The following is a 21,057-nucleotide window of genomic DNA, read 5'->3' as shown; positions in this document are numbered from 1 at the left end:
AACGGGTTTAAGGATGTTCTGCATTTTTCAGATAGTTAATTAAAACATGCATGTTTCTGATATACAAACGCGTGGAAATGTATAGCTGGTCGCTATTGTCGGGAAAAGGAGAAGTGTCGGTTTCGTCGCCAACCCGAGTTGTAGCATATTTTTCGGTTTGCTCGTTGTCTGTACCATCGCAGGTGTATGGGTGACTAATGTAGGCATGTTTTTGCAACCAACGGTTTTTGTCGTCAAGCGATTCAACAATCCGGCGGATTTCGGATTCGGGTAATTCAATGTCGATGCGAAAACGATTAAGATCATAATATTTCTGGGGTGTGGTATTGGGTTGGTTAAAACAATTTACAGCCAATGGAGAATCTTTGGTAAGCTCCTCTGTCGACAGATTAACCAGCCTTTTGTATTCATCTTTTAACGTTTGCAAGGGAACTCGCGATTTTCCGTAGTAATGTGACAACAGGTTTGAATCATCTTCATCAGTATAATAATGTCCATATTTTACATTTGCTCCTACCCTGTGCACATAAATTGGCCGTTGTGTTTTTACATCAACAAATGCAGGATGTGTTCTGGCTCCTTCTTGTTGGGCTTTTGGTAATTCTGTTTTTTCGAGCCAGGCGATAGCTGCCGGAACGGCATCAATAAACTTTTTATCGCCGGTGTACGCATAAAACTTCAGCAGCAACATTGCATTTTCGAAGGTTGTTGATGGCAACAAAGCTGCCGGTTCGTAGGTTCTGGCACCTGCCACCTGCATATTCATGGTTAGCTGTTGTCCCCATGCCCCGCATGTATCCTGCGAGAGGAGATAAAAATTCATTCCTCTCAAAATCGGATCAAGAAAACGCTCCTGCCCCAGGGTTTCATAACACTGAATAAAGAAGTGAACATTCTCCCAAATCACATCGTCGTTAAAAGTGTAAAACGAAGTATAATCAGGATGGCCATCTTTACTAAATTCATTCATTAAGGGGTATCGCTGTGGCCAGCCGCCGGCCGGATATTGACTTTCCAGAATAAAATCAATTGCTTTCTCGAGTGCCGGCTTATAGGCAGGGTCCATTTTTTCAAGATACATGCGTAGCAAAAAACGGGCTGCATCTGATGTTATATCGTCATCAAAAGTACTGTTACCGTAGTAATGTTGAAACTCTTCCAGTCGCCATCCGTTTTTTCCAATTGTGCGGTACCATTTTTTTAATGAGCGATCGCCGGCAAAATCAATCATATAATTCCAGCCACCCCGGTGACTTTGGCCCCAGATTATTGCGGCAGCAGCTTGTTGCGCAGCCCTGTAATAAAATTCGTTACCGGTGGCATGGTAGGCTTCTAAAAATGTATGTCCCATGCTGATTGTACCGGGATGTTGCAGCCAAATCATTGTTTTATAGGCTTCCATTTCGCCCCATTGCCTCGAGAAATCGGGCAAATAATACCACACATAACCGCCATTGTAACTCACACTATCAAGCATGTATTGGGTAGCTCTGAGCATACTTTCTTCTACGGTACTGCTTAAGCCATTATCCTGCGTTTGCGACCGCAGTTGGCTAAAACAAACGATAAGAATGCAGGCCAAAAATATCGTTTTGGTTTTCATTATTTTTTAGGTTTTGATTTTAGGTTTATACAGCTTATTTCAAAAAATTGTTCGGGTTTTAGAGCTTTTCCGCTTACGCGTATTCTTGAAATACATCCTTTAAACCACGATACCTGATTTAAGCGAACTCCAATTGATGTTTTTCCGGAATTAACAGCTCCATGTTGCAATTCATCTTCAAGTTCTTTTATGCCATTAACATACGAGCTAAGTTGTCCGTTATTTACCACAAAAGAAACATGATACCATTCGTTTAAGGGGTGAACAAGGTTCGAATCAATTAAGGCGAGTTGATTGTTGCCGGATGAAAGATATGAATCGAAATACCAGCTATCATTTTTTGCGCGTAATTCAAGCAGCACCCGATCAGAACGGATTTCGCCCATGTGCAGAAAACGTTGTTCAAAATTGCCTCCTTTTTCCGGATAGATAAGAAGCTCGATAGTGAAAGCAGTGAAGTTTTGGAGGGGCATTTCGTTTAAGATAATGCCGTCACCTTCGCCATTAAAACGTACTGCTTTGCCAACCACTGTTTCAACCACCTGTGGGTTGCCAATTAGTTGTAATTTTTCTTCGTTGGTTATCAGCTCGGCCAAAGGCCAATCGAATTGTTGAGAGAGCTTGTTTGTTTGGGTTGTTTGTGCCAATACAGAAGTAAAAACCAGGCAGCACAGAAAAGTGAATGTAATTCGTTGGATGAATTTCATTGGTTTTTAGGTTATAATTTTATGGTTGTAGGTGTTTATTAATCGAAAATAACCCGCCACCGAAGATGGCAGCGGGTTATTAAACTAACTAACTAACTAACTAACTATTCCGACGCATGGCCATAACCCTGCGTGATTAATCCATTTGATTGTGCAAGAGTTTCATAAGGAACGGCTCTCATATAACGAGGTGGTTCGCCTGCGAAATAATACGCATCCGGATATCCTTTAAAAATATCAGTTGTATATTGACCTTCATTTGCAACAATATTCGATCCCCAGTCAGATTTTTCATAACCTTCAGCTTCAAGAGCAGCAGCAACAGGTCCGTTTGGATCAATGTATTCGTATAATCCACGAATAGCAATATTCACTGAATCGCTTGGCAGTGTGCTAATGTAATCGGTCCATAAGTCGCTTGTACCACGCCATCCCGGAACTAATACAGGATACCTTGGATCATCAGTAGTAATTCCTTCAGGAGTTTGCGTTGTTAATAATGGAAGAGATTCGTCGATATCAGACATTTTAACATATTTTGTCCAGATGTAATTTGAAATGGTCATTCCGGTAGTTGGGAAAGTATAGTAACCATTTGCTTTTAATCCTTCAACCATTTCAATCTGACGGTCGCGAAGCGCTTTAATTCTTTCCGGCATTGTACCGTAAAGAGTCATATCCCAGCGGGTTTTTCCTTCGCCGCCTAATTCTAATTTACGCTCAAAAGCAATAGCATCCAACAATGCCTGCCCTGATAAAGGATTAATGTAACCATCAACTTTTTCGGCCTGATCGGCTGCTGAGAATGCACGGCTACGTACTTTTTTAAGGTAAGTTTTTGCTGTAGCATCATCGCCTGTTGCGGCAGAAGCATAAGCCAAATCCAACATTACATCGGCCATACGCAGCTGTTGCCAGTTACAACCCGAGTTACGTTGTTTGGTTGTGTATGGAGATGCAAAACGTGATTCATCTAATTTGTTTTGTGCCAACCCACCTTTTTCGCGGCTACCAGGAGTAAAGTTAATTAAACGTTCTGAAGCTGCTCCAGAGTTTGCAGTTACACAAGCTGTTACATCACGACGCTTATCGCCTTCGATGAAGTCGCCATAATAATAACTGGCGTAAATACGTCCCTGTCCATAGTTTTTACAAGGGTAAGCATTTCTTCCACCACCACCTGAAGGGCGTCCCCAAGAATAAGGGAAATCGGAGTTTTGACCACGAGTATAACCACACTCGAACAATGATTCAGGACTTACCTGAAGATCCATCAAATACTGGAAGTTTCGCTGGAAAGGATTGTCGAACGCTTCGCCACGCTCATCGGACTCGATCAGGTAAGCAGAACCAGGGTTATTCACCACTTTCAGATAATGTTCTTTAGCAATAGCCATCATGCTTTGCCAGTCTGAACGACGTACATATTTTGCTTTCCAGGTATCGTTTTCTTTACCTATCTGATCGAAAGTAACATTACCGTAATCAAAATCAGTACGACGCAATTGGTAACCAGCTGCATCAAAAGCTAAGCGTCCGATTAAAGCATCAACGTAAGTACCAGAAAAACGCTCTGCTGTAACCCCGTTTTCGCCAAGACGGTACATGTATGGAACTGCTGCTTTTAGTGCAGCTATTTCGCTTTCGTAAATAATATCACGAGAACTCGAGCCTAATGAGTCTGTTTGTTCAGTAGTTCTGATTGCATAATCAAAGTATGGAACATCGCCAAAGTAACGAACTAACAATTTGTAAGCTGTTGCACGGGCTGCCAGTGTTTCACCATAAAGCTGAGTCCAGTCGTTTGTTTTACCAGAACTTACCGATTCCTGGTAATCCTCATTCTCTTCCAAAGCCTCAATCATAATATTACACCTGTTAATAATGGTATAACATTCTTTCCATGTCCCCGATGAGTTTCCATCGTTAATATTAAACTCGGTGGCAAATAATCCTTCTGGTATATGTCGGCCTTGAGAAGCGTAGTTTTCAGGGTGACACTCTGAATCAGAACCTACTGATTCTGTTTCATAAAAAAGTCGTTTATCCAAATCGTGCCAGAGATCGTACATACTTGCCAGCACCTTTTGTGCCTCATCAGTTGAAGCAAATACAAAGTCATCATCTACAGACGAAGGAGCCTGTACATCTAAATAATCCTTATCGCATGCAGTATTAACAATTAAGAATGCCGCCAGCGTTATATATATTAATTTCTTCATAATTCTTAAAATGTTAAATATTAAAATTCAATATTAACTCCTAATGTAAATGAGCGGTCGCGAGGATACGCTCTGTAATCGAGGCCAGGAGTAGGATAATAATCGCTACTACTTTCGTCAACACTAACTTCAGGGTCGAAGCCGCTATAGCTTGTCCAGGTTAAAGCATTGTAGATAGAACCATATATCCGAAATCTTTCGATACCAACTTTATCAAGAACACTACTAGGAATTGTGTATCCTAAAGTAATCGTATTTAAACGTAAGAATGAACCATCCTCGATACAGAAAGTTGAGATTGATGCACTTTCAGCATAAGGAATAAAAGTTGTTGAATTGGCATTCAATGCACTTAATGCAGCCGGTTCAACAACAGGCGTAATTTGTCCGTTTACCACATCATAAATTTTATAATGTCCGGCCAATTCCTGGTATCTGTTACGGTATAACCCGGCCTCTTTAATACCGAGGTAAGCATTCTGGTGAGTTGCATTGTAAATATCATTTCCGTAACTCCAGTTAAAGTCTAAACCAAAATCGATGTTTTTATAATTACCGTTTAAGCTAAAACCACCTGTGTGTGCAGGATTGGTATCACCAATAACTGTAATATCATAATCATCAACAACGCCATCAGGAATACCATCAGGACCGCTAATATCTCTAAATTTCTGAACACCAGGATAAGCCGTTTGAGCACCAGGTTTATGATTCATTGTACCATAAATTGTTGAAAGCATACCACTTGCCATATCAGGCACGCCATCTTTTAAGGTGTACACTCCGCCATCAGCCGAGTCGTAATTAAAGTCGTCAATTGTATACATTCCATCCCAAATCCATCCACGAATTCGTCCTACAGCTTTTCCTTCTTCCAAATAGTAATCACCCGAACCAGGACTTGCATGAACACCTCCAAAACCCGAACTGTATTGTCCGTTAATTCCTTCCGCTAATTCGTCAATGTTATTTCTGTTTACATTAATATTGATGCTTCCGCGCAAATTAAAATCGGCACCACGAATAATGTCGCCACGCAATGATAATTCTAGACCTTTATTGCTGGTTTGTCCAATATTCTTTTGTGTATACTGGAAACCGGTAAGGTCTGATACAGGAGAAACCAACAACAGGTCTTTTACTGTATTTTTATACAATTCCAACGAACCACTTAAGCGGCTGTTAAACATGGCAAAGTCGAACCCAAGGTTACGGGTAATAGTAGTCTCCCATTTCAAATCAGGGTTCGCAATTAAATTTGAAGCAGGTGTATAGTTCGATTGTGGTGTTTCGTTAATCGACCATCTGGTAGTACCTGGCTTCCAGCTTTGTTTCCACAAGTCGGCTCCAATACCATCATTACCTACACTACCGTACGATAAACGCATTTTCAGGTTATCCAACCAGCTAACATCTTGCAAAAATGCTTCTTCCGACATACGCCATCCGAATGCAGCTGCAGGAAAATATCCCCAACGGTTGCTTGGAGCAAACCTTGAAGAACCGTCAGCACGGAAAGTACCGGTTAGCAGGTATTTATCTTTAAAGGTATAGTTTGCACGTCCGAAATAAGAATTCATGCGGTATGGTGTTCCAATATTTGAATCTAATCCACCATAAACCGGAGGAAGCGAAGTACCTGTTAATGGCAGTACCAGGAACTGATCCATGTTTGCAAAAGCACGTTCTGCATCATACGAAACAGGATATCTTTGCCCCCATTGCTGCGTCCATTCTGAGCCGGAATCGGAAATTTCCATACCTCCTAAAACATTCAGTTTATGATTGTCGCCCAATCCCTGAACTTCGTAATTTAAGGTATTTACCCAACGTAAATTCCATCCTTCGCCCGCTCTAACTGTAGCATTACCCGAATAAGTAGGCGTACCATCAGTAGTAAGATAATTATTATTAATTGCGCCCGACCAGGTTTTCTGACGGTACCAGTTCATACTGTAACCTAAATCTGTTTTGGCAGTAAGTCCGTTAACAATTTCCCAACTCAACGAGGTATTAACAACAAGTGAACGCGATACTCTTTCTGAAAAACCGTCATTTAATTGAGAAATCGGGTTAAATTCATCCTGAAGAATATCATTATAGTCACCTAATTGGGTGTTACTTGTAACATCCATATCACCTAAAACATCTTCGGTAGCAATAGGACGGAAATAATAAGCAGTTGAATTTCCTTCGTTTGCTTTTTCATCTTCGGTTACTTCTGCAAAACGAGTGTTTATTGTGAATTTCAATTTATCTCCTAAATCCTGATCCATTTTAAACGACACATTTGCTCTTTCGTAACCCGAACCAACTTTTGTTCCTTCCTGATCCAAATAGTTCACTGCCAAAAGGTACTTTGTTGTTTGAGTACCTCCGCCAATATTAAAGTTGTGGTTATGGGTAAAACCATTATTAAATAACTCTTCAGTATAGTTTTTACTAGGTACGTTTCTATAATGATCAATACCGGCAGAGTTACTTCCTTCGTAACGTCCTATTGACCACATCTTCTCCCAGGCATCGGCATACTGGTCACCAATTGCAGCACCATAGGCCCAGTTATATAAAATATAATCGTACGACCCCATTACATCTAAATATTCAGGAATAGTACTCCACTGAGAATAGGCATCATAAGTAACTTTAATTTTACCAGCTTTACCGCCTTTGGTAGTTACCATGATAACACCGTTTGCACCACGCGAACCATAAATTGCTGTTGACGAAGCATCCTTCAAAACATCAATGCTTTCAATCTGACTGGCCGGAATATTACTTATTGAACTTACCGGAAATCCATCAACAATAAACAAAGGGTCGTTACTTTGAGAGATAGAGCCACCTCCGCGAACGCGAATTGAAACATCAGCTCCCGGGCGACCATCTTGTGTAGTTACATTAACACCGGCCAATTTCCCTTTTAGTGCCTGTGTTACATCGCCAACAGGTGCAGCGGTTAACTGCTCGGTTGAAACCGATGAAACTGCACCGGTAATGTCTGCACGTTTTGCAGTACCATAACCAATGGCTACAACTTCAGCTAATCCAATCGCATCGGCCTCCATTTTTACGTTAATAACACTTTTTCCGGCAACTAAAATTTCCTGGGCTTTTAAGCCAACAAAAGAAAATTGCAAGGTTGCGTCAGAAGCGACACCTGATAAAGAGTAGTTACCATCAATGTTGGTAACCGTTCCGGTACCGGTTCCTTTTACCACAACTGTTACACCTGGGATTGGCTCCCCTGTTTTTGCATCGGTTACATTACCATTTACTGACACTTCCTGGGCAAAGCCTACTGAAGCCGTAAAAACAAACATAACCAACGCCAGCATCTTTGCGCATAATCTTTTTATACGCATAGCTTTTGTTCTTTCACTTTTTAAGTTTGTCATACTTTAAAATTTGGTTATAAATATTAGCTCGAAAATTTGAACTCAGTTTGACTGTTTTGCCATTTTAATTACTGGCAATTATCTGGAGGGTACGAATAAATATCATGGGAAAATATTAAGCAATCGATTGCATAAGTTTTTAAATTCATAAGATCAGTTCTAGTTTATGAGGCAAAAATAACTTGCGTTTATTCGTACATAACTAAAAAGATTCCCAAATGTGAGGTCAGAAATTCCCAGAAATATTTCTGAATTATATAAAACAGCAGCATTTTGCTTCAGCATGAGAGCGGGAAAAAAAATTATGCAATAAATAGGTAAAAGCGGAACACACAAGCCACAAAAGCACTGCTATACTGCCAAATACACCACACACCACCCTACTTATCAAATAGGTATATTTGTATCAATAAGCGGGTATATCTTCCCAATTAAATGATTATATTACCAGCATATTGGCAAGTGCGATAAAACTTTTTTTATTTGCGGAGCTATACTATTTACAAAAGAACAATCCAATAAAATGAAATACAGCTTAAATACCATCTTTTTCTTCTTTTTATTACTTGCTTTTTGTTTTTCTATTACCGAGTCAAAGGCACAAGCGGAATTAAGTTTCGACATTTTCAGATTGGAAGAAGGACTCCCAAATAACCAGGTTCAATGCATTTATCAAGATCAAAAAGGTTGGATATGGGTAGGTACCAGCCAGGGATTAAGCAGATTTAACGGCTACGATTTTACCAACTACCTTCCCAACTCTCAAGACTCTTGCAGTTTAAAGGGACACCTCATCAGAACCATTAAAGAAGACAAAAAAGGGAACTTGCTCATTGGTACCGAAAACGGAGGTTTAAATGTATTTAATCGCCAAAAAGAAAAGTTTTTCCTTCCACATAAAAACGATCCGGAATATGCCACCAAAGAGTTCTCAGTTAACGATATCATTCTGAACAACGACGGTTCGTTTTGGCTAGCTACCGATTTTAATGTTTTACACATGGACAGTACAGGTACAATAACACCCTTAAATCCTGTATTAAAAGAAGATACACGCGGAGTTGAAGATGTTTATATAAGATGCCTCGTAAAAGACCACGAGGGAAAACTTTGGATTGGCTCCGATAACGGCGTATTTATTTATGATGAAAACAAGAATAATCTGGATCATTTTCCACTTCCCTTTGGCACAACGGAAAACAAAGAGATATGGGAATTATTTCTTGATGATGATGGCGAACTATGGATAGGCACTTACGCACTGGGCCTGTTTATTGTTAATCCATCCACAAAAACGGTAAATAAAGTTTCGTTGCAGTCATCAGTCAAACGTACCGCAACTGTAAAAGCCATATCAAAAGGCATTTTTGGAGATTACTGGATAGGCACCAGGGGCGGTTTGTTCCGATATTCGAAACAAACAGGGGTAAAAGGTTTTTACCGAAACAATATTCAGGAACCGCGCAGCCTGTCAAACAATTCTATTCTGAGTATTTTTCACGATCAACGAGGAGACACCTGGATTGGTACACGAGGAGGCCTCAACCTTTTGGCCAAAAGCAAGCAGGTGTTTCATAGCTTTACCGCTCAACATAACGACGACCGATACCTGAACAGCAGTACGATTTATGCTCTATGGATGGACAAGCAAAACAGAGTTTGGTGTGGAACTGAAGACGGAGGCGTAAATATTTACAACCCTAAAAGCGGAAGATACAACTACATAACCACCGAGGGGCGACCCGGATATACCATTTCTCAAAACTGTATAAAAGCACTTAAAAACGATAATGAAGGAAATCTTTGGGTAGCCACATTCCTTGGCGGAATTGATGTTATTGACCTGGGCACTGGCCGTGTTACCAATTACAGCCACAAAACAAATCAAGCCGGTACGCTATCGGATAACCGGGTATGGGACATTTGTATTGATGAAGATGAGCAGGTGTGGATTGCAACCAGCAAAGGCATCGACAGATATGATAAGAACAGCAACATGTTTATTCATTATCCACAATTAAACGGCCATGAAAGTATACAGTGGATTAAAGCCGACTCGAAAGGTAATTTATGGATGGGAAGTGGTGACGAATTAATTGTTTTTAACTATCGCCAAAATAAAATTAATCGTTGGTTTGAACGTACACGAAGCATGCTCGAAGACGCTCAGAACCAAATATGGGTTGCTACTAACGACAAAGGAATTGCTCTATACTCGGTCGATAATGGCCCTAAGAAATACTACAACGAAACCGACGGATTATCCAACAATCAAGCCTTATGCATTTTGGAGGATAAACACAAAAACCTTTGGATTAGTACAACCAATGGCCTCTCAAAATTTAATCCCAGAAAAGAAATATTTCAACGATTCACAAGTAAAGACGGCCTGGCCAACAACCAGTTTTGTTATGGCGCAGCATTAAAAAGCGATAACGGCGATCTTTATTTCGGAACTGTTTCCGGTTTTAATGTTTTTAATCCGAACGAAATTAATGTTGACGAATCGGGAGTTCCGCTCGTATTTACAGACCTAAAAGTATTTAACAAAACAGTGCCGGTAAGAACAGACAAAAAATCAATTTTGAAACAAAGTATTACCGAAACGGACCACCTTGTTTTTAATCACAAACAAAATGTATTTACGCTTGAGTTTGCAGCACTAAACTACGTTAACAGCGAAAATAACTTGTATTCATACAAGCTGGAAGGCTTCAACACCGATTGGAACGAACCCAGCAAAAGCCGCACAGCAACCTACACAAACCTTAACCCCGGCAACTACACACTGCGCATTAAACGCATAATTATCGGAGCAGAAGAGGATCAGGCTGAATTGCAAATGACTATTACTATTTTACCTCCTTTTTGGAAAACCCGGTGGTTCTTATTTCTTGTTTTCCTGTTTATTTTTGCTTTGGTTTACACTACAATCCAGTTTTTTATTAACCGCGAGAAAATAAAAACACAGTTGCTTATCGAGCGCTCAAATGCCCGAAAACTGCATGAAATAGACATGATGAAATTAAAGTTCTTCACCAATATATCGCATGAAATACGAACACCTTTAACCCTCATCCTTGGGCCACTAAACAAACTTACACAATCAAAAAATATCGATCCCGAAACAAAAGAGAATCTGCACCTAATGCACCGGAATGCGCAGAATCTCGACAGGTTGATTAGCCAATTACTTGATTTCAGGAAATTACAATCGGGCAACTTAAAGCTTAATCTTACCGAAGCCGATATTGTAAGTTTTGTAAATAGCATTGTAAACTCGTTTCGCGATTATGCTATCGAGAAAGATATTAAGCTAAGTTTTAAATCGTTGAAAAAACGATTGTTTGTTTCGTTTGACCCCGATAAAGTTGAAAAAATCATAAACAACCTGCTTTCAAATGCTTTTAAATACACCGAAGCAAATGGATCAATAGCTGTAAACCTTTCATTGATTTTTGATGCCGCTGATGATGATTTTACGGATGCCAATGAAGAAAAACAGTTTATAGAAATTAGCATCAAAGACACGGGAAAAGGTATCCCCAGAAAAAATATGGACCGTATTTTTATGCGTTTCTTTCAGAACGATGAAACTGATGCCAAAACAGGCGCAGGCATCGGGCTTGCCCTGGTTAAAGACCTGGTAAAACTGCATAAAGGCGAAATTTTTGTTACCAGCAAAGAGGGCAAGGGTACACGGTTTACCATACGAATTCCTTACAACGAGGGAATAGAAAAGCCTGCACAACAAAAGCAACTGCCAAACTTATCAGAGCAGGAGTCCATAGCATCGCCGGTGATTACCCAGGCTCAAGCGCCTAAAGAAGATGCCAAAATTATGCTTATTGTTGAAGACAATGCTGATGTAAGACAATTTATCAGTTCGCACTTTACGGCTTATTACCAAATTCACCAGGCGGTAAATGGCGAAGATGGCTGGATAAAGGCACTGGAAACTGTTCCGGATATTATTATTAGCGATATAATTATGCCCGAAGTGAATGGTTATGAGTTATGTAAACGCATAAAATCCGACGAACGTACATCGCATATTCCAATTCTGCTGCTTACGGCTATGCACTCCAAAGAACACGAACTAAAGGGCCTAACAAAAGGAGCCGATGACTACATCACAAAACCATTCGACCTGTCGGTTTTGCAGGCTAAAGTTGAAAATATTTTATCCATGCGCGACTCGTTGAAAGAAAAATACACCTCCAAAATGATACTTGAACCAACAAACGTTGTGCTTACCTCACCTGATGAAAAATTTCTGAAACGTGTTGTTGATGTTGTAGAAGAAAATATTGGAGATAGTGAGTTAGACATTGAAAATTTTGCTGGGAAAGTGGGCATTAGCCGAATGCAACTGTACCGTAAACTACAGGCATTAACCAACATGACAGTTAAGGAGTTTATACGCCACATTCGACTGAAACGGGCCACACAACTACTCGATCAACAAAAACTAAATATTTCGGAAATTGCCTACCAGGTAGGATTTAAAGACCTTTCTCATTTTAGAAAATGTTTTAAACGCGAATTTGGGATGAGTGCAACGGAGTATCTGGCAAAAAAAAATCAGGAAAAAGAGAGTGCTTAAGTAAGTAGCACGCATATCATTGAAAGTTATCTTCTTACACTAAAACAAGGTTGACACCCATGTAAGTTAATCGCGCTGTTTGGGAAATATTGCCCCTTGCGGGAAAATGCGCCGTTACATCTGGGAAATACGCGTGAATGTTTTGTCAGGCTTCGGCTAACTTGCATCCCAAAACTAAAGACCTGAATTAATGAGCGAAATCAAACGAAACTTAAGAAGAACCAACCTTGTACTTATCCTTTCAGTGATTAGTCTCATCATTCTTGTGATGTTTTTAATCAATTTACTACTGGGGTAACCTTTAATAATGAATCAATATTTCATTCAGCAAAACTAAATTTAAAATAATGGCAACGCTATTTTTAAAAATCAACTTCTGTGGCAATGCATGTTCTAATTGCTACAAAGCAGCCATTAGTTTTTTAAAACCTGAAATGGAATTATGCATTCAAAAAGTTTAAAAGCTTACTAAAAAACACCGAATCAATACTAATTAACACTATAATTTGTTTATCAATGCAACCGAAAATCTTTTTTACACTTCTAATTTTATTTGGATCCACATTTTTCGCTGTAAGTCAATCTCAAAATTCAAAAGTTTGGATTGCCGATAATGGAGACGGCACCTTTAAAAACCCAATTATCCATGCCGACTATTCCGATCCGGACGTCGTGCGTGTTGGCGACGATTATTTCATGACCGCCTCATCATTTAACTGTGCTCCGGGCTTGCCCATTCTGCACTCAAAAGACCTTGTAAACTGGCAACTAAAAGGTTATGCATTAAATCCTCAAATCCCCGAAGATGTTTTTAGCATACCTCAACACGGAAACGGAGTATGGGCACCCTGCATCCGTTATCATAATAACGAATTTTATATTTATTACCCTGATCCCGATTTTGGCATTTATATGATTAAAGCAAAAAATGCAGAAGGCCCCTGGTCGACACCTATTCTTGTAAAAGGAGGAAAAGGATTAATAGATCCCTCGCCGCTTTGGGACGACGATGGAAAAGTTTACCTCACTCATGCTTTTGCCGGTAGCCGGGCAAGAGTTAAAAGTGTATTGTTTGTGCAGGAAATGAATAGCGAGGGTACTTCCGTTATTGGCGAGGAAGTAATGATTTTTGATGGACATAATGGACATGGAACGATAGAGGGCCCCAAGTTCTATAAAGCAAATGGGTACTATTATATTTTTGCACCAGCCGGAGGAGTTTCAACCGGATGGCAAACTGTGCTTCGCTCAAAAAGTGTTTTTGGTCCTTACGAAATAAAAACAGTAATGGCCCAGGGAGACACTGATATTAATGGTCCGCACCAGGGGGCCTGGGTTATTACCCAAACAGGCGAACATTGGTTTATTCATTTTCAGGACAAAGAAGCCTATGGCCGAATTGTTCATTTAAATCCGATGACCTGGAAAGATGGCTGGCCTGTTATTGGCATTGATAAAGACGGAGATGGAGTTGGCGAACCGGTTCTTTCGCATAAAAAGCCCGATGTAGGTGCCACCTACCCTATTGTTACCCCTCCGGAAAGTGACGAGTTTAACGGCAGTTCGCTGGGAGTGCAATGGCAATGGCACGCCAACAAACATATTTCATACGGTTACCCTTCAGGAAATCTGGGCTTTTACCGAATTAACTGTATCGTGCGCCCCGAGGGGGAAGATGGTTTGTGGATGGTGCCCAACCTGCTGCTCCAAAAATTTCCGGCTGAAGAATTTACTGCTACAACAAAACTTTCGTTTACTTCACGCACCAACGATGAAGAAGCTGGTTTTGTAGTAATGGGTGAAGATTACCAATACATTTCGTTACAAAGCAAAAACGATAAACTTTACCTTCGGGTTGCAAAATGTTTACAGGCACGTACCGGTGGAAAAGAAGTAGAATTACACCGTGAAGAGTTTGATGGTAAAAACATATTTTTTAGAGTAAAAGTGGAAAAAGGAGCCCTGTGCAGTTTTAGTTTCAGTGCAGATGGGAATAAATTTAAGGAAGTTGGAGAAAAGCTTGAAGCCAAACCCGGCCGGTGGATTGGAGCCAAAATTGGTTATTTCGCGCTTCGTAATGACATTACAAACGACTCGGGAACTGTAGATATTGACTGGTTTAGAATTGACAAATAGCATGAGACAATTCCTTACAATATTTCTCTTAATTTTTATTGTTCCTTTTATGGCAACTGCCTGGGATTTTGTTGTTGCCAAGGATGGAAGCGGCGACTTTACAACCGTACAGGAAGCGATTGATGCTGTACCGGATTTTAGAAAAAATCGAACAAGTATTTTTATAAAAAAAGGAACCTACAAAGAAAAACTGGTTTTACCCACCAGCAAAACACAGGTATCGTTTGTTGGCGAAGACCTGGAAAAAACCATTCTTACCTACGATGACTATGCCAGCAAAAAAAATTGCTTTAGCGAAGAACTCGGTACAACCGGCTCTTCATCATTTTTTATTTTCGGAGAAGGGTTTACTGCTGATAACCTGACTTTTGAGAACTCCGCCGGACCGGTTGGGCAAGCAGTTGCCGTGCGTATAGAAAGCGACAAAGTGGCTTTTACCAATTGCCGATTTTTAGGTAACCAGGATACCTTGTACCCACACGGAAAAAACAGTCGCCAGTACTACAAAAACTGTTATATTGAAGGAACCGTTGATTTTATTTTTGGCTGGTCTACTGCCGTTTTTGATGAATGTACCCTATTTTGCAAAGACCATGGATACATTACCGCTCCATCAACAGAAGAAGACACCGAGTTTGGCCTGGTATTTTTAGATTGTAATATTACGGGCAATGCACCTGAACAGTCGTTTTACCTCGGTCGTCCGTGGCGCCCTTACGGAAAAGCAGTTTTTATTAACTGTAACTTAGGGGCACACATAAAACCCGAAGGATGGCACAACTGGCGCGACCCGGCCAAAGAAAAAACCGCATTTTTTGCAGAATACAAAAATACCGGTAAAGGAGCCCAAAGTAGCAAAAGAGTGGCATGGTCGCATCAACTAAGTGATGAAGAAGCGAAAAAATACACCCCAAAAAATATACTGGGCGAATGGATATCAGAATTTGAAAAAATCAAAAATTTATAACATGATACTACAGAAAATCACCAACCTGTTACTTGCACTAGCTGTTTTAACAGTAGGCTGCACCGAATCGGGCAACAAACAAACTACGTCCAACAGCATTTATGATGGTATTGAATTTGAAATGCCTCAAATTGAAGAACCAGTTATTCCCGACTACACCGTATCAATTACTGATTTTGGTGCTGTTAGCGGAGGAATTGAAATGAATAGCGATGCCTTTGAAGCCGCCATAAGCGCAGTATCTGAAAAGGGTGGAGGTAAAGTAATTATTCCTCCGGGGATATGGTTAACCGGGCCAATACGATTAAAAAGCAACCTTGAGCTTCATGCACAACAAGGCGCTTTAATTCTTTTTTCTACCAATAAAGACCTTTATCCGGTAATTGAGACCAATTTTGAAGGCCTGGATACTTATCGCTGCCTCTCGCCTATCTATGGTAAAAACCTTGAAAATATTGCTTTTACAGGAAAAGGTGTTTGGGATGGCAATGGCGATGCCTGGCGCTACGTAAAAAAATCGAAATTAACTGAAAGTCAATGGAACAAACTGGTTGAATCAGGTGGTATTGTAAACGACAGAGGCGATGGTTGGTATCCTTCGGAACAATTTAAAAAAGGAGCAGAAGGCAGTGGCGATCAAAATGTTCGCGACGATTTGAAAACAATAGAAGACTTCGAAACCATTCGTGATTACCTGCGTCCTGTTTTTGTAAGTATCCAAAATTGTAAGCGGGTACTATTTGATGGGCCTGTTTTTCAAAATTCGCCTGCATGGAACATCCATCCGCTGTGGACAGAACATTTGATTGTTCGCAATTTAACTGTGCGTAATCCATGGTACTCACAAAATGGCGATGGTATTGATATTGAATCGTGTAAAAACGTCTTGGTACAAAACTGTAGTTTTGATGTTGGTGATGATGCCATCTGCATAAAATCGGGCAAAAACGAAGATGGCCGCAGGCATGGTATTCCTTGCGAAAACCTAATTATTAAAGACAATATTGTTTACCACGGGCACGGTGGTGTAACCGTAGGTAGCGAAATGTCGGGAGGTGTAAGAAATATGCATGTATCAAATTGCACCTTTATGGGAACCGATGTTGGTTTGCGGTTTAAAAGCACGCGCGGGCGCGGCGGTGTTGTTGAGAATATTTTCATTTCTAATGTTTACATGACCAACATTCCAACCAATGCTATTTCATTTAACCTCTATTACGGAGGCCGTTCCATCTCTGAAATGATGGCAGAAGGAGGCATGGAAAAATCAACAGATTTGCTGCCAGTTACCGAAGAAACACCACAGTTTAAAAACATCAAAATCAGTAATATTACCGTAAATGGTGCCAATCAGGCTGTGTTTTTACAAGGATTACCGGAAATGAACCTTGAAAATATTGAGCTCTCCAACCTGGTACTTGATGCCACCAACGGTTTTACGATTATTGATGCCAAGCAGGTTAAAATTAGCGATGTAAAATTGAAAACTAAAAAAACCGGGGCAATGGAAATTTTTAATTGTAAAAATGTGACCATTGCCGGCCTCGACTATAATTATAAAACCAGCGAAGCTATTCAAATCAATGGTCAGGTATGTGAAAATATTTCACTGGAGAATACTGCACCGTCCGTTCAGGAATATACGAGCATTGGCCCCGAAGTTAAAGAAGGTACCGTAAAGTTTTAATTGCAGATTTATTGTAGCAAAAATTCAATATAAAACGAACATGAATTTTCCTCATTCTAAATTCACAAACAAGAAGGATTAAAATTTATGTGAGTTCCATCGAGTACAAATGAAGTAAACAATTTTAGTGAGATGAAAAAAATACTGTTCCTTTTTTGCGTAACGTCTATCTTGTTTGTTGGCTGTGAGCAGGAAAAAGAAATAGCAGTTTTTTGCATAGGCGATTCTACCATGGCTAACAAAGCTGCTGAAGCGTACCCGGAACATGGATGGTGCATGGTAATCGATGAATATTTTAACAGTTCGGTAAAAGTAAAAAACCATGCAAAAAATGGCCGAAGCAGTAAAAGTTTTATTGACGAGGGCCGCTGGCAAACCGTTTTAGACAGCCTGCAACCCGGCGATTATGTTTTTATTCAATTCGGACACAACGATCAAAAGGCTTACGATTCAACCAGATATACCGTTCCTTTTGGCTCTTATACCGATAATCTGCGAAAGTTTGTTACAGAATCACGCGAGAAAAAAGCCACTCCAATTTTGTTTACCTCCATTGTAAGACGAAAATTTGGAGCAAATGGGCAACTAAGCGATACACATGGAGACTACCCGGTTGCCACGCGAAAAGTGGCTGCCGAGCTAAACGTTCCTTTGATTGATCTTCAAAAGCTTACTGAAGAATGGGTAAATAATTTAGGAGATGAAGCGTCAAAGGAAATGTACATGTGGACCAACATAACCACAGAACGTTTTAAAGAACCGCGTACAGATGATACCCATTTATCTGACCAAGGGGCTCATAAGGTTGCAGAACTTGCGACAACCGCATTGGCAAATCAAGTTCCTGAACTGGCACACAAATTAAAATGAATATGAGTAAATTAGGCTTACTACTCCTGATTGTGTTTTCAGTCTTTCAGGCTGAATCACAGTCAGGAATTAATTACAAGATAGTAGTGGCACAAGATGGTACCGGAGATTTCGCCAGTATTCAGGATGCCATTGACGCCACCAAAGCCTTTCCGCCTAAACGGATTACCATATTTATAAAAAACGGTATCTATCGCGAAAAAATATGTGTTCCATCGTGGAACGACAAACTCTCCTTAATTGGTGAAGATGAGGACAAAACTATAATTATTTGGAACGACTATTTCAATAAAATAAACCGTGGGCGAAACAGCACTTTTTTTACCTATACCTTAAAAGTGGAAGCCGACGATTTTTATGCCGAGAACTTAACGATAGAGAACGCGGCAGGACCCGTTGGACAGGCAGTTGCATTGCATGTTGAAGGCAATAGGTGCCGTTTCAAAAACTGCAAAATAATTGGTAACCAAGATACCGTTTACCTTGCCGGAGAGCACAGCAAACAGCTATTTGAAAATTGCACCATTGCCGGTACTACCGATTTTATTTTTGGCTCGGCAACCGTTGTTTTTAACCATTGCAGCATTGTAAGCAGAGGAAACTCTTACATAACCGCCGCCAGCACAACAAAAGGTAAAGCATTTGGCTTTGTATTTCTATACTGTAAATTACTTGCTGAAGAGGGAGTGTCAAAAGTTTATTTAGGCAGACCATGGCGCCCCAATGCCAAAACCGTTTTTATTAGCTGCGAACTCGGAAACCATATTCTGCCGGAAGGCTGGAAAGAATGGAGCAATAAACCCAATTTGAATACAACCTTTTATGCAGAATATGGCAATAAGGGGCCCGGAGCAAACACCAATATGCGCATAAAGTGGTCCCAGACTTTAACCAACAATCAAAGAAAAAAATACACCATTAACAATATACTTGGCGAATGGGCCAATACAAAATAATATTTTATCTGAGCCATTTTTTTATATTTTCGTACCGAATAAAAGAACTAACAACAACCAATTGACTAACGACAGTAGTAACAATGAAAAAATTCTGGTAAAAAGGTTAAAAAACGGAGAAGTACAAGCTTTTAACACACTCTATTCCATTTACGGGGCGCGCCTTTTTGCATTTACCAATGGTTATCTGAAATCAAATTTCGATTCAGAAGAAATAGTTCAGGAAGCTTTTATTATTATCTGGCGTAAACGATCTAACCTGAATCCCGACTTATCGTTTAAAAGTTATTTGTTCAAAATTGCTTACCACCTTATTCTTGAAACTTTCAATAAAATTAATAAAAGAGAAGCCTTTAAACATACGCTGCTCGAAGAGAATGCAGTGACAGTAAACAACTTTGATGAGCGCCTTGATTATCAAATGTTGCTGAAAAAAGTAGATACAATCATCAACCAGTTACCTCCCCGCCAACGCGATATTTTTATCCTTCGAAAAAAAGAAGGCGTTTCGATAAAAGAAATTGCACGGCAACTTAACATCAGCCCAAAAACCACAGAAAACCATATTAGTGAGGCACTTAAAAGAATTAAAAAATCGTTGTCCGACGAAAATCTATCATCTTTGCTGTTCTTCACTGTCCTCATCTCAAAATAAATTTTAAAAAAATTCCTTTTTAACTAGGGGCATTTTCGGTTTACCCCCTATAGCTATATGTAATGAACTAAATCAATAAATGGATTTCAAACCTGAAATACTACGTCGCTATTTTAAAGGCGAATATTCAAGGAAAGATTATTTGTGGGTAAAATCTGTCTTTTCCGATCCACGAGAACAGAAATTCTTAAAAGAAGAACTGGAGAATCATTGGTTTGAATTTAACGACGAAGAAATAGAAAGTAAAAATGTTGATCATTTATTACAGCAAATACACCAGAAAATTAATTCCGACCAAACAAAATCGCACAAAATAACTTTCTTTTCATCCTGGCGCCAAATCGCAGCTATTTTGGTTGTACAATTACTACTTACATTTATAGCTACCTACTATTTTCAAACGCACAAACAAGCCAGCCAAACTACCTATGCCGAATTACAGTGCCCAATGGGTGCCCGAATAAAATTTGATCTCCCTGACGGATCAACGGGCTTTTTAAATAGTGGGTCATCTATTAAATACCCTGTTTTATTTACCGAAAACCGTAATATTGAACTTGTGGGCGAAGCTTGGTTTGACGTTCTGCACGACACCGAAAATCCGTTTACAGTAAAAACCCAAAACCTTTCGATTGAAGTGTTGGGAACCGAATTTAATGTTATAGCTTTTGAAAACGAAAATACCGAAGAAGTAATATTAGCCGATGGAAGCGTTAAAGTGGCATCGGTTCACGGCCAAAAACTTTCTGTACTAAAACCTGATGAACGCCTTGTTCTAGATGCCTCAAAAATGACCTTCGCCCAAGATGAGATTGATGCCTCGCAATACCTGGCATGGACCGAAGGAATGCTGGTGTTTAGAAACGAAAACATGGAACAAGTGGCCAAACGTATGGGCCGTTGGTACAATGTTGAAATAGAAATTACTGATCAGAGACTACTTGAACATTCATTCAGAGCAACTTTTATTGACGAACCTTTAGAAGAAGTTTTAAAACTTTTGGCAAAGACAGCTCCCTTGTGTTATACCATCATCGAGCGGGAACAAACCAATAACAATATATACCTAAAAAAAAGAGTTGAACTGCGGTTCGACAAACAACGTGCAAATGCTTTTTAACTTATAAATAAAACAGGAAGGTGCTGCAACACCCTCCTGTAAAATTAAGCAGTGTGAGATATATATTTTGTTTAACTACTTAACGAATCAAATGTATGAAAATTAATTGTATTCGTGATGCGATAAACTA

12 protein-coding genes are annotated in these 21,057 nt (G+C 39.8%); 8 read left to right on the top strand and 4 right to left on the bottom strand.

Annotated features, from left to right (window positions below; genetic code table 11):
- Positions 1 to 7: 7 nt before the first annotated feature.
- From QZ574_RS17230 to QZ574_RS17215, 4 genes are all read right to left on the bottom strand, one after another.
- The gene (locus tag QZ574_RS17230) at positions 8 to 1,603 is read right to left on the bottom strand and encodes a pectate lyase (protein ID WP_297091829.1); all 1,596 of its coding nucleotides are present in this window, start codon (positions 1,601 to 1,603) and stop codon (positions 8 to 10) included.
- A complete protein-coding gene (locus QZ574_RS17225) occupies positions 1,603 to 2,310 on the bottom strand; it encodes a LamG domain-containing protein (protein WP_297091828.1) in 708 nt (235 codons plus the stop codon). The genes QZ574_RS17230 and QZ574_RS17225 overlap by 1 nt, the downstream gene beginning before the upstream one ends.
- Positions 2,311 to 2,414: 104 nt before the next feature.
- Positions 2,415 to 4,532, bottom strand: coding sequence for a RagB/SusD family nutrient uptake outer membrane protein (locus QZ574_RS17220; protein ID WP_297091826.1), 2,118 nt, complete (start codon positions 4,530 to 4,532; stop codon positions 2,415 to 2,417).
- A gap of 20 nt (positions 4,533 to 4,552) precedes the next feature.
- Positions 4,553 to 7,930, bottom strand: coding sequence for a TonB-dependent receptor (locus tag QZ574_RS17215; protein ID WP_297091824.1), 3,378 nt, complete (start codon positions 7,928 to 7,930; stop codon positions 4,553 to 4,555).
- A 523-nt stretch (positions 7,931 to 8,453) separates the two neighbouring features.
- Between QZ574_RS17215 and QZ574_RS17210 the strand changes: the two genes are divergently transcribed.
- The 8 genes from QZ574_RS17210 to QZ574_RS17175 all read left to right on the top strand — a co-directional run bounded on the left by QZ574_RS17210 (position 8,454) and on the right by QZ574_RS17175 (position 20,927).
- Positions 8,454 to 12,536 carry a two-component regulator propeller domain-containing protein gene (locus tag QZ574_RS17210; RefSeq protein WP_297091823.1) on the top strand — a complete coding sequence of 1,361 codons (4,083 nt, stop codon included), beginning with the start codon at positions 8,454 to 8,456 and terminating at the stop codon, positions 12,534 to 12,536.
- Between the two features lie 516 nt (positions 12,537 to 13,052).
- On the top strand, positions 13,053 to 14,672 hold the full coding sequence (locus QZ574_RS17205) for a glycoside hydrolase 43 family protein (RefSeq protein WP_297091821.1): 1,620 nt from the start codon (positions 13,053 to 13,055) through the stop codon (positions 14,670 to 14,672).
- A gap of 1 nt (position 14,673) precedes the next feature.
- A complete protein-coding gene (locus QZ574_RS17200; protein ID WP_297091819.1) occupies positions 14,674 to 15,639 on the top strand; it encodes a pectinesterase family protein in 966 nt (321 codons plus the stop codon).
- A gap of 1 nt (position 15,640) precedes the next feature.
- Positions 15,641 to 17,326: a glycoside hydrolase family 28 protein gene (locus QZ574_RS17195; protein WP_297091817.1), complete on the top strand. Its 1,686-nt coding sequence runs from the start codon at positions 15,641 to 15,643 to the stop codon at positions 17,324 to 17,326.
- 132 nt (positions 17,327 to 17,458) lie between these two features.
- On the top strand, positions 17,459 to 18,196 hold the full coding sequence (locus QZ574_RS17190; RefSeq protein WP_297091815.1) for a rhamnogalacturonan acetylesterase: 738 nt from the start codon (positions 17,459 to 17,461) through the stop codon (positions 18,194 to 18,196).
- Between the two features lie 2 nt (positions 18,197 to 18,198).
- Positions 18,199 to 19,152, top strand: a complete 954-nt coding sequence (locus tag QZ574_RS17185; RefSeq protein ID WP_297091813.1) for a pectinesterase family protein — start codon at positions 18,199 to 18,201, stop codon at positions 19,150 to 19,152.
- A gap of 61 nt (positions 19,153 to 19,213) precedes the next feature.
- Positions 19,214 to 19,807, top strand: coding sequence for an RNA polymerase sigma-70 factor (locus tag QZ574_RS17180; protein WP_297091811.1), 594 nt, complete (start codon positions 19,214 to 19,216; stop codon positions 19,805 to 19,807).
- A 79-nt stretch (positions 19,808 to 19,886) separates the two neighbouring features.
- Positions 19,887 to 20,927, top strand: a complete 1,041-nt coding sequence (locus QZ574_RS17175; protein ID WP_297091810.1) for a FecR domain-containing protein — start codon at positions 19,887 to 19,889, stop codon at positions 20,925 to 20,927.
- Positions 20,928 to 21,057: the final 130 nt, after the last annotated feature.

It is taken from the genome of uncultured Draconibacterium sp. (genome assembly GCF_913063105.1).
In the GTDB taxonomy this organism is placed as follows: domain Bacteria; phylum Bacteroidota; class Bacteroidia; order Bacteroidales; family Prolixibacteraceae; genus Draconibacterium.
The sequence above is the reverse complement of the archived record's forward strand: the minus strand, read 5'-3'. Positions and strand labels throughout refer to the sequence as shown.

Coding starts and splice junctions, on each gene's coding strand:
- QZ574_RS17190 (WP_297091815.1), top strand. CDS start 17,459: ATGAAAAAAATACTGTTCCTTTTTTGCGTAACGTCTATCTTGTTTGTT.
- QZ574_RS17215 (WP_297091824.1), bottom strand. CDS start 7,930: ATGACAAACTTAAAAAGTGAAAGAACAAAAGCTATGCGTATAAAAAGA.
- QZ574_RS17175 (WP_297091810.1), top strand. CDS start 19,887: ATGGATTTCAAACCTGAAATACTACGTCGCTATTTTAAAGGCGAATAT.
- QZ574_RS17185 (WP_297091813.1), top strand. CDS start 18,199: ATGAGTAAATTAGGCTTACTACTCCTGATTGTGTTTTCAGTCTTTCAG.
- QZ574_RS17220 (WP_297091826.1), bottom strand. CDS start 4,532: ATGAAGAAATTAATATATATAACGCTGGCGGCATTCTTAATTGTTAAT.
- QZ574_RS17230 (WP_297091829.1), bottom strand. CDS start 1,603: ATGAAAACCAAAACGATATTTTTGGCCTGCATTCTTATCGTTTGTTTT.
- QZ574_RS17205 (WP_297091821.1), top strand. CDS start 13,053: ATGCAACCGAAAATCTTTTTTACACTTCTAATTTTATTTGGATCCACA.
- QZ574_RS17210 (WP_297091823.1), top strand. CDS start 8,454: ATGAAATACAGCTTAAATACCATCTTTTTCTTCTTTTTATTACTTGCT.
- QZ574_RS17195 (WP_297091817.1), top strand. CDS start 15,641: ATGATACTACAGAAAATCACCAACCTGTTACTTGCACTAGCTGTTTTA.
- QZ574_RS17225 (WP_297091828.1), bottom strand. CDS start 2,310: ATGAAATTCATCCAACGAATTACATTCACTTTTCTGTGCTGCCTGGTT.
- QZ574_RS17200 (WP_297091819.1), top strand. CDS start 14,674: ATGAGACAATTCCTTACAATATTTCTCTTAATTTTTATTGTTCCTTTT.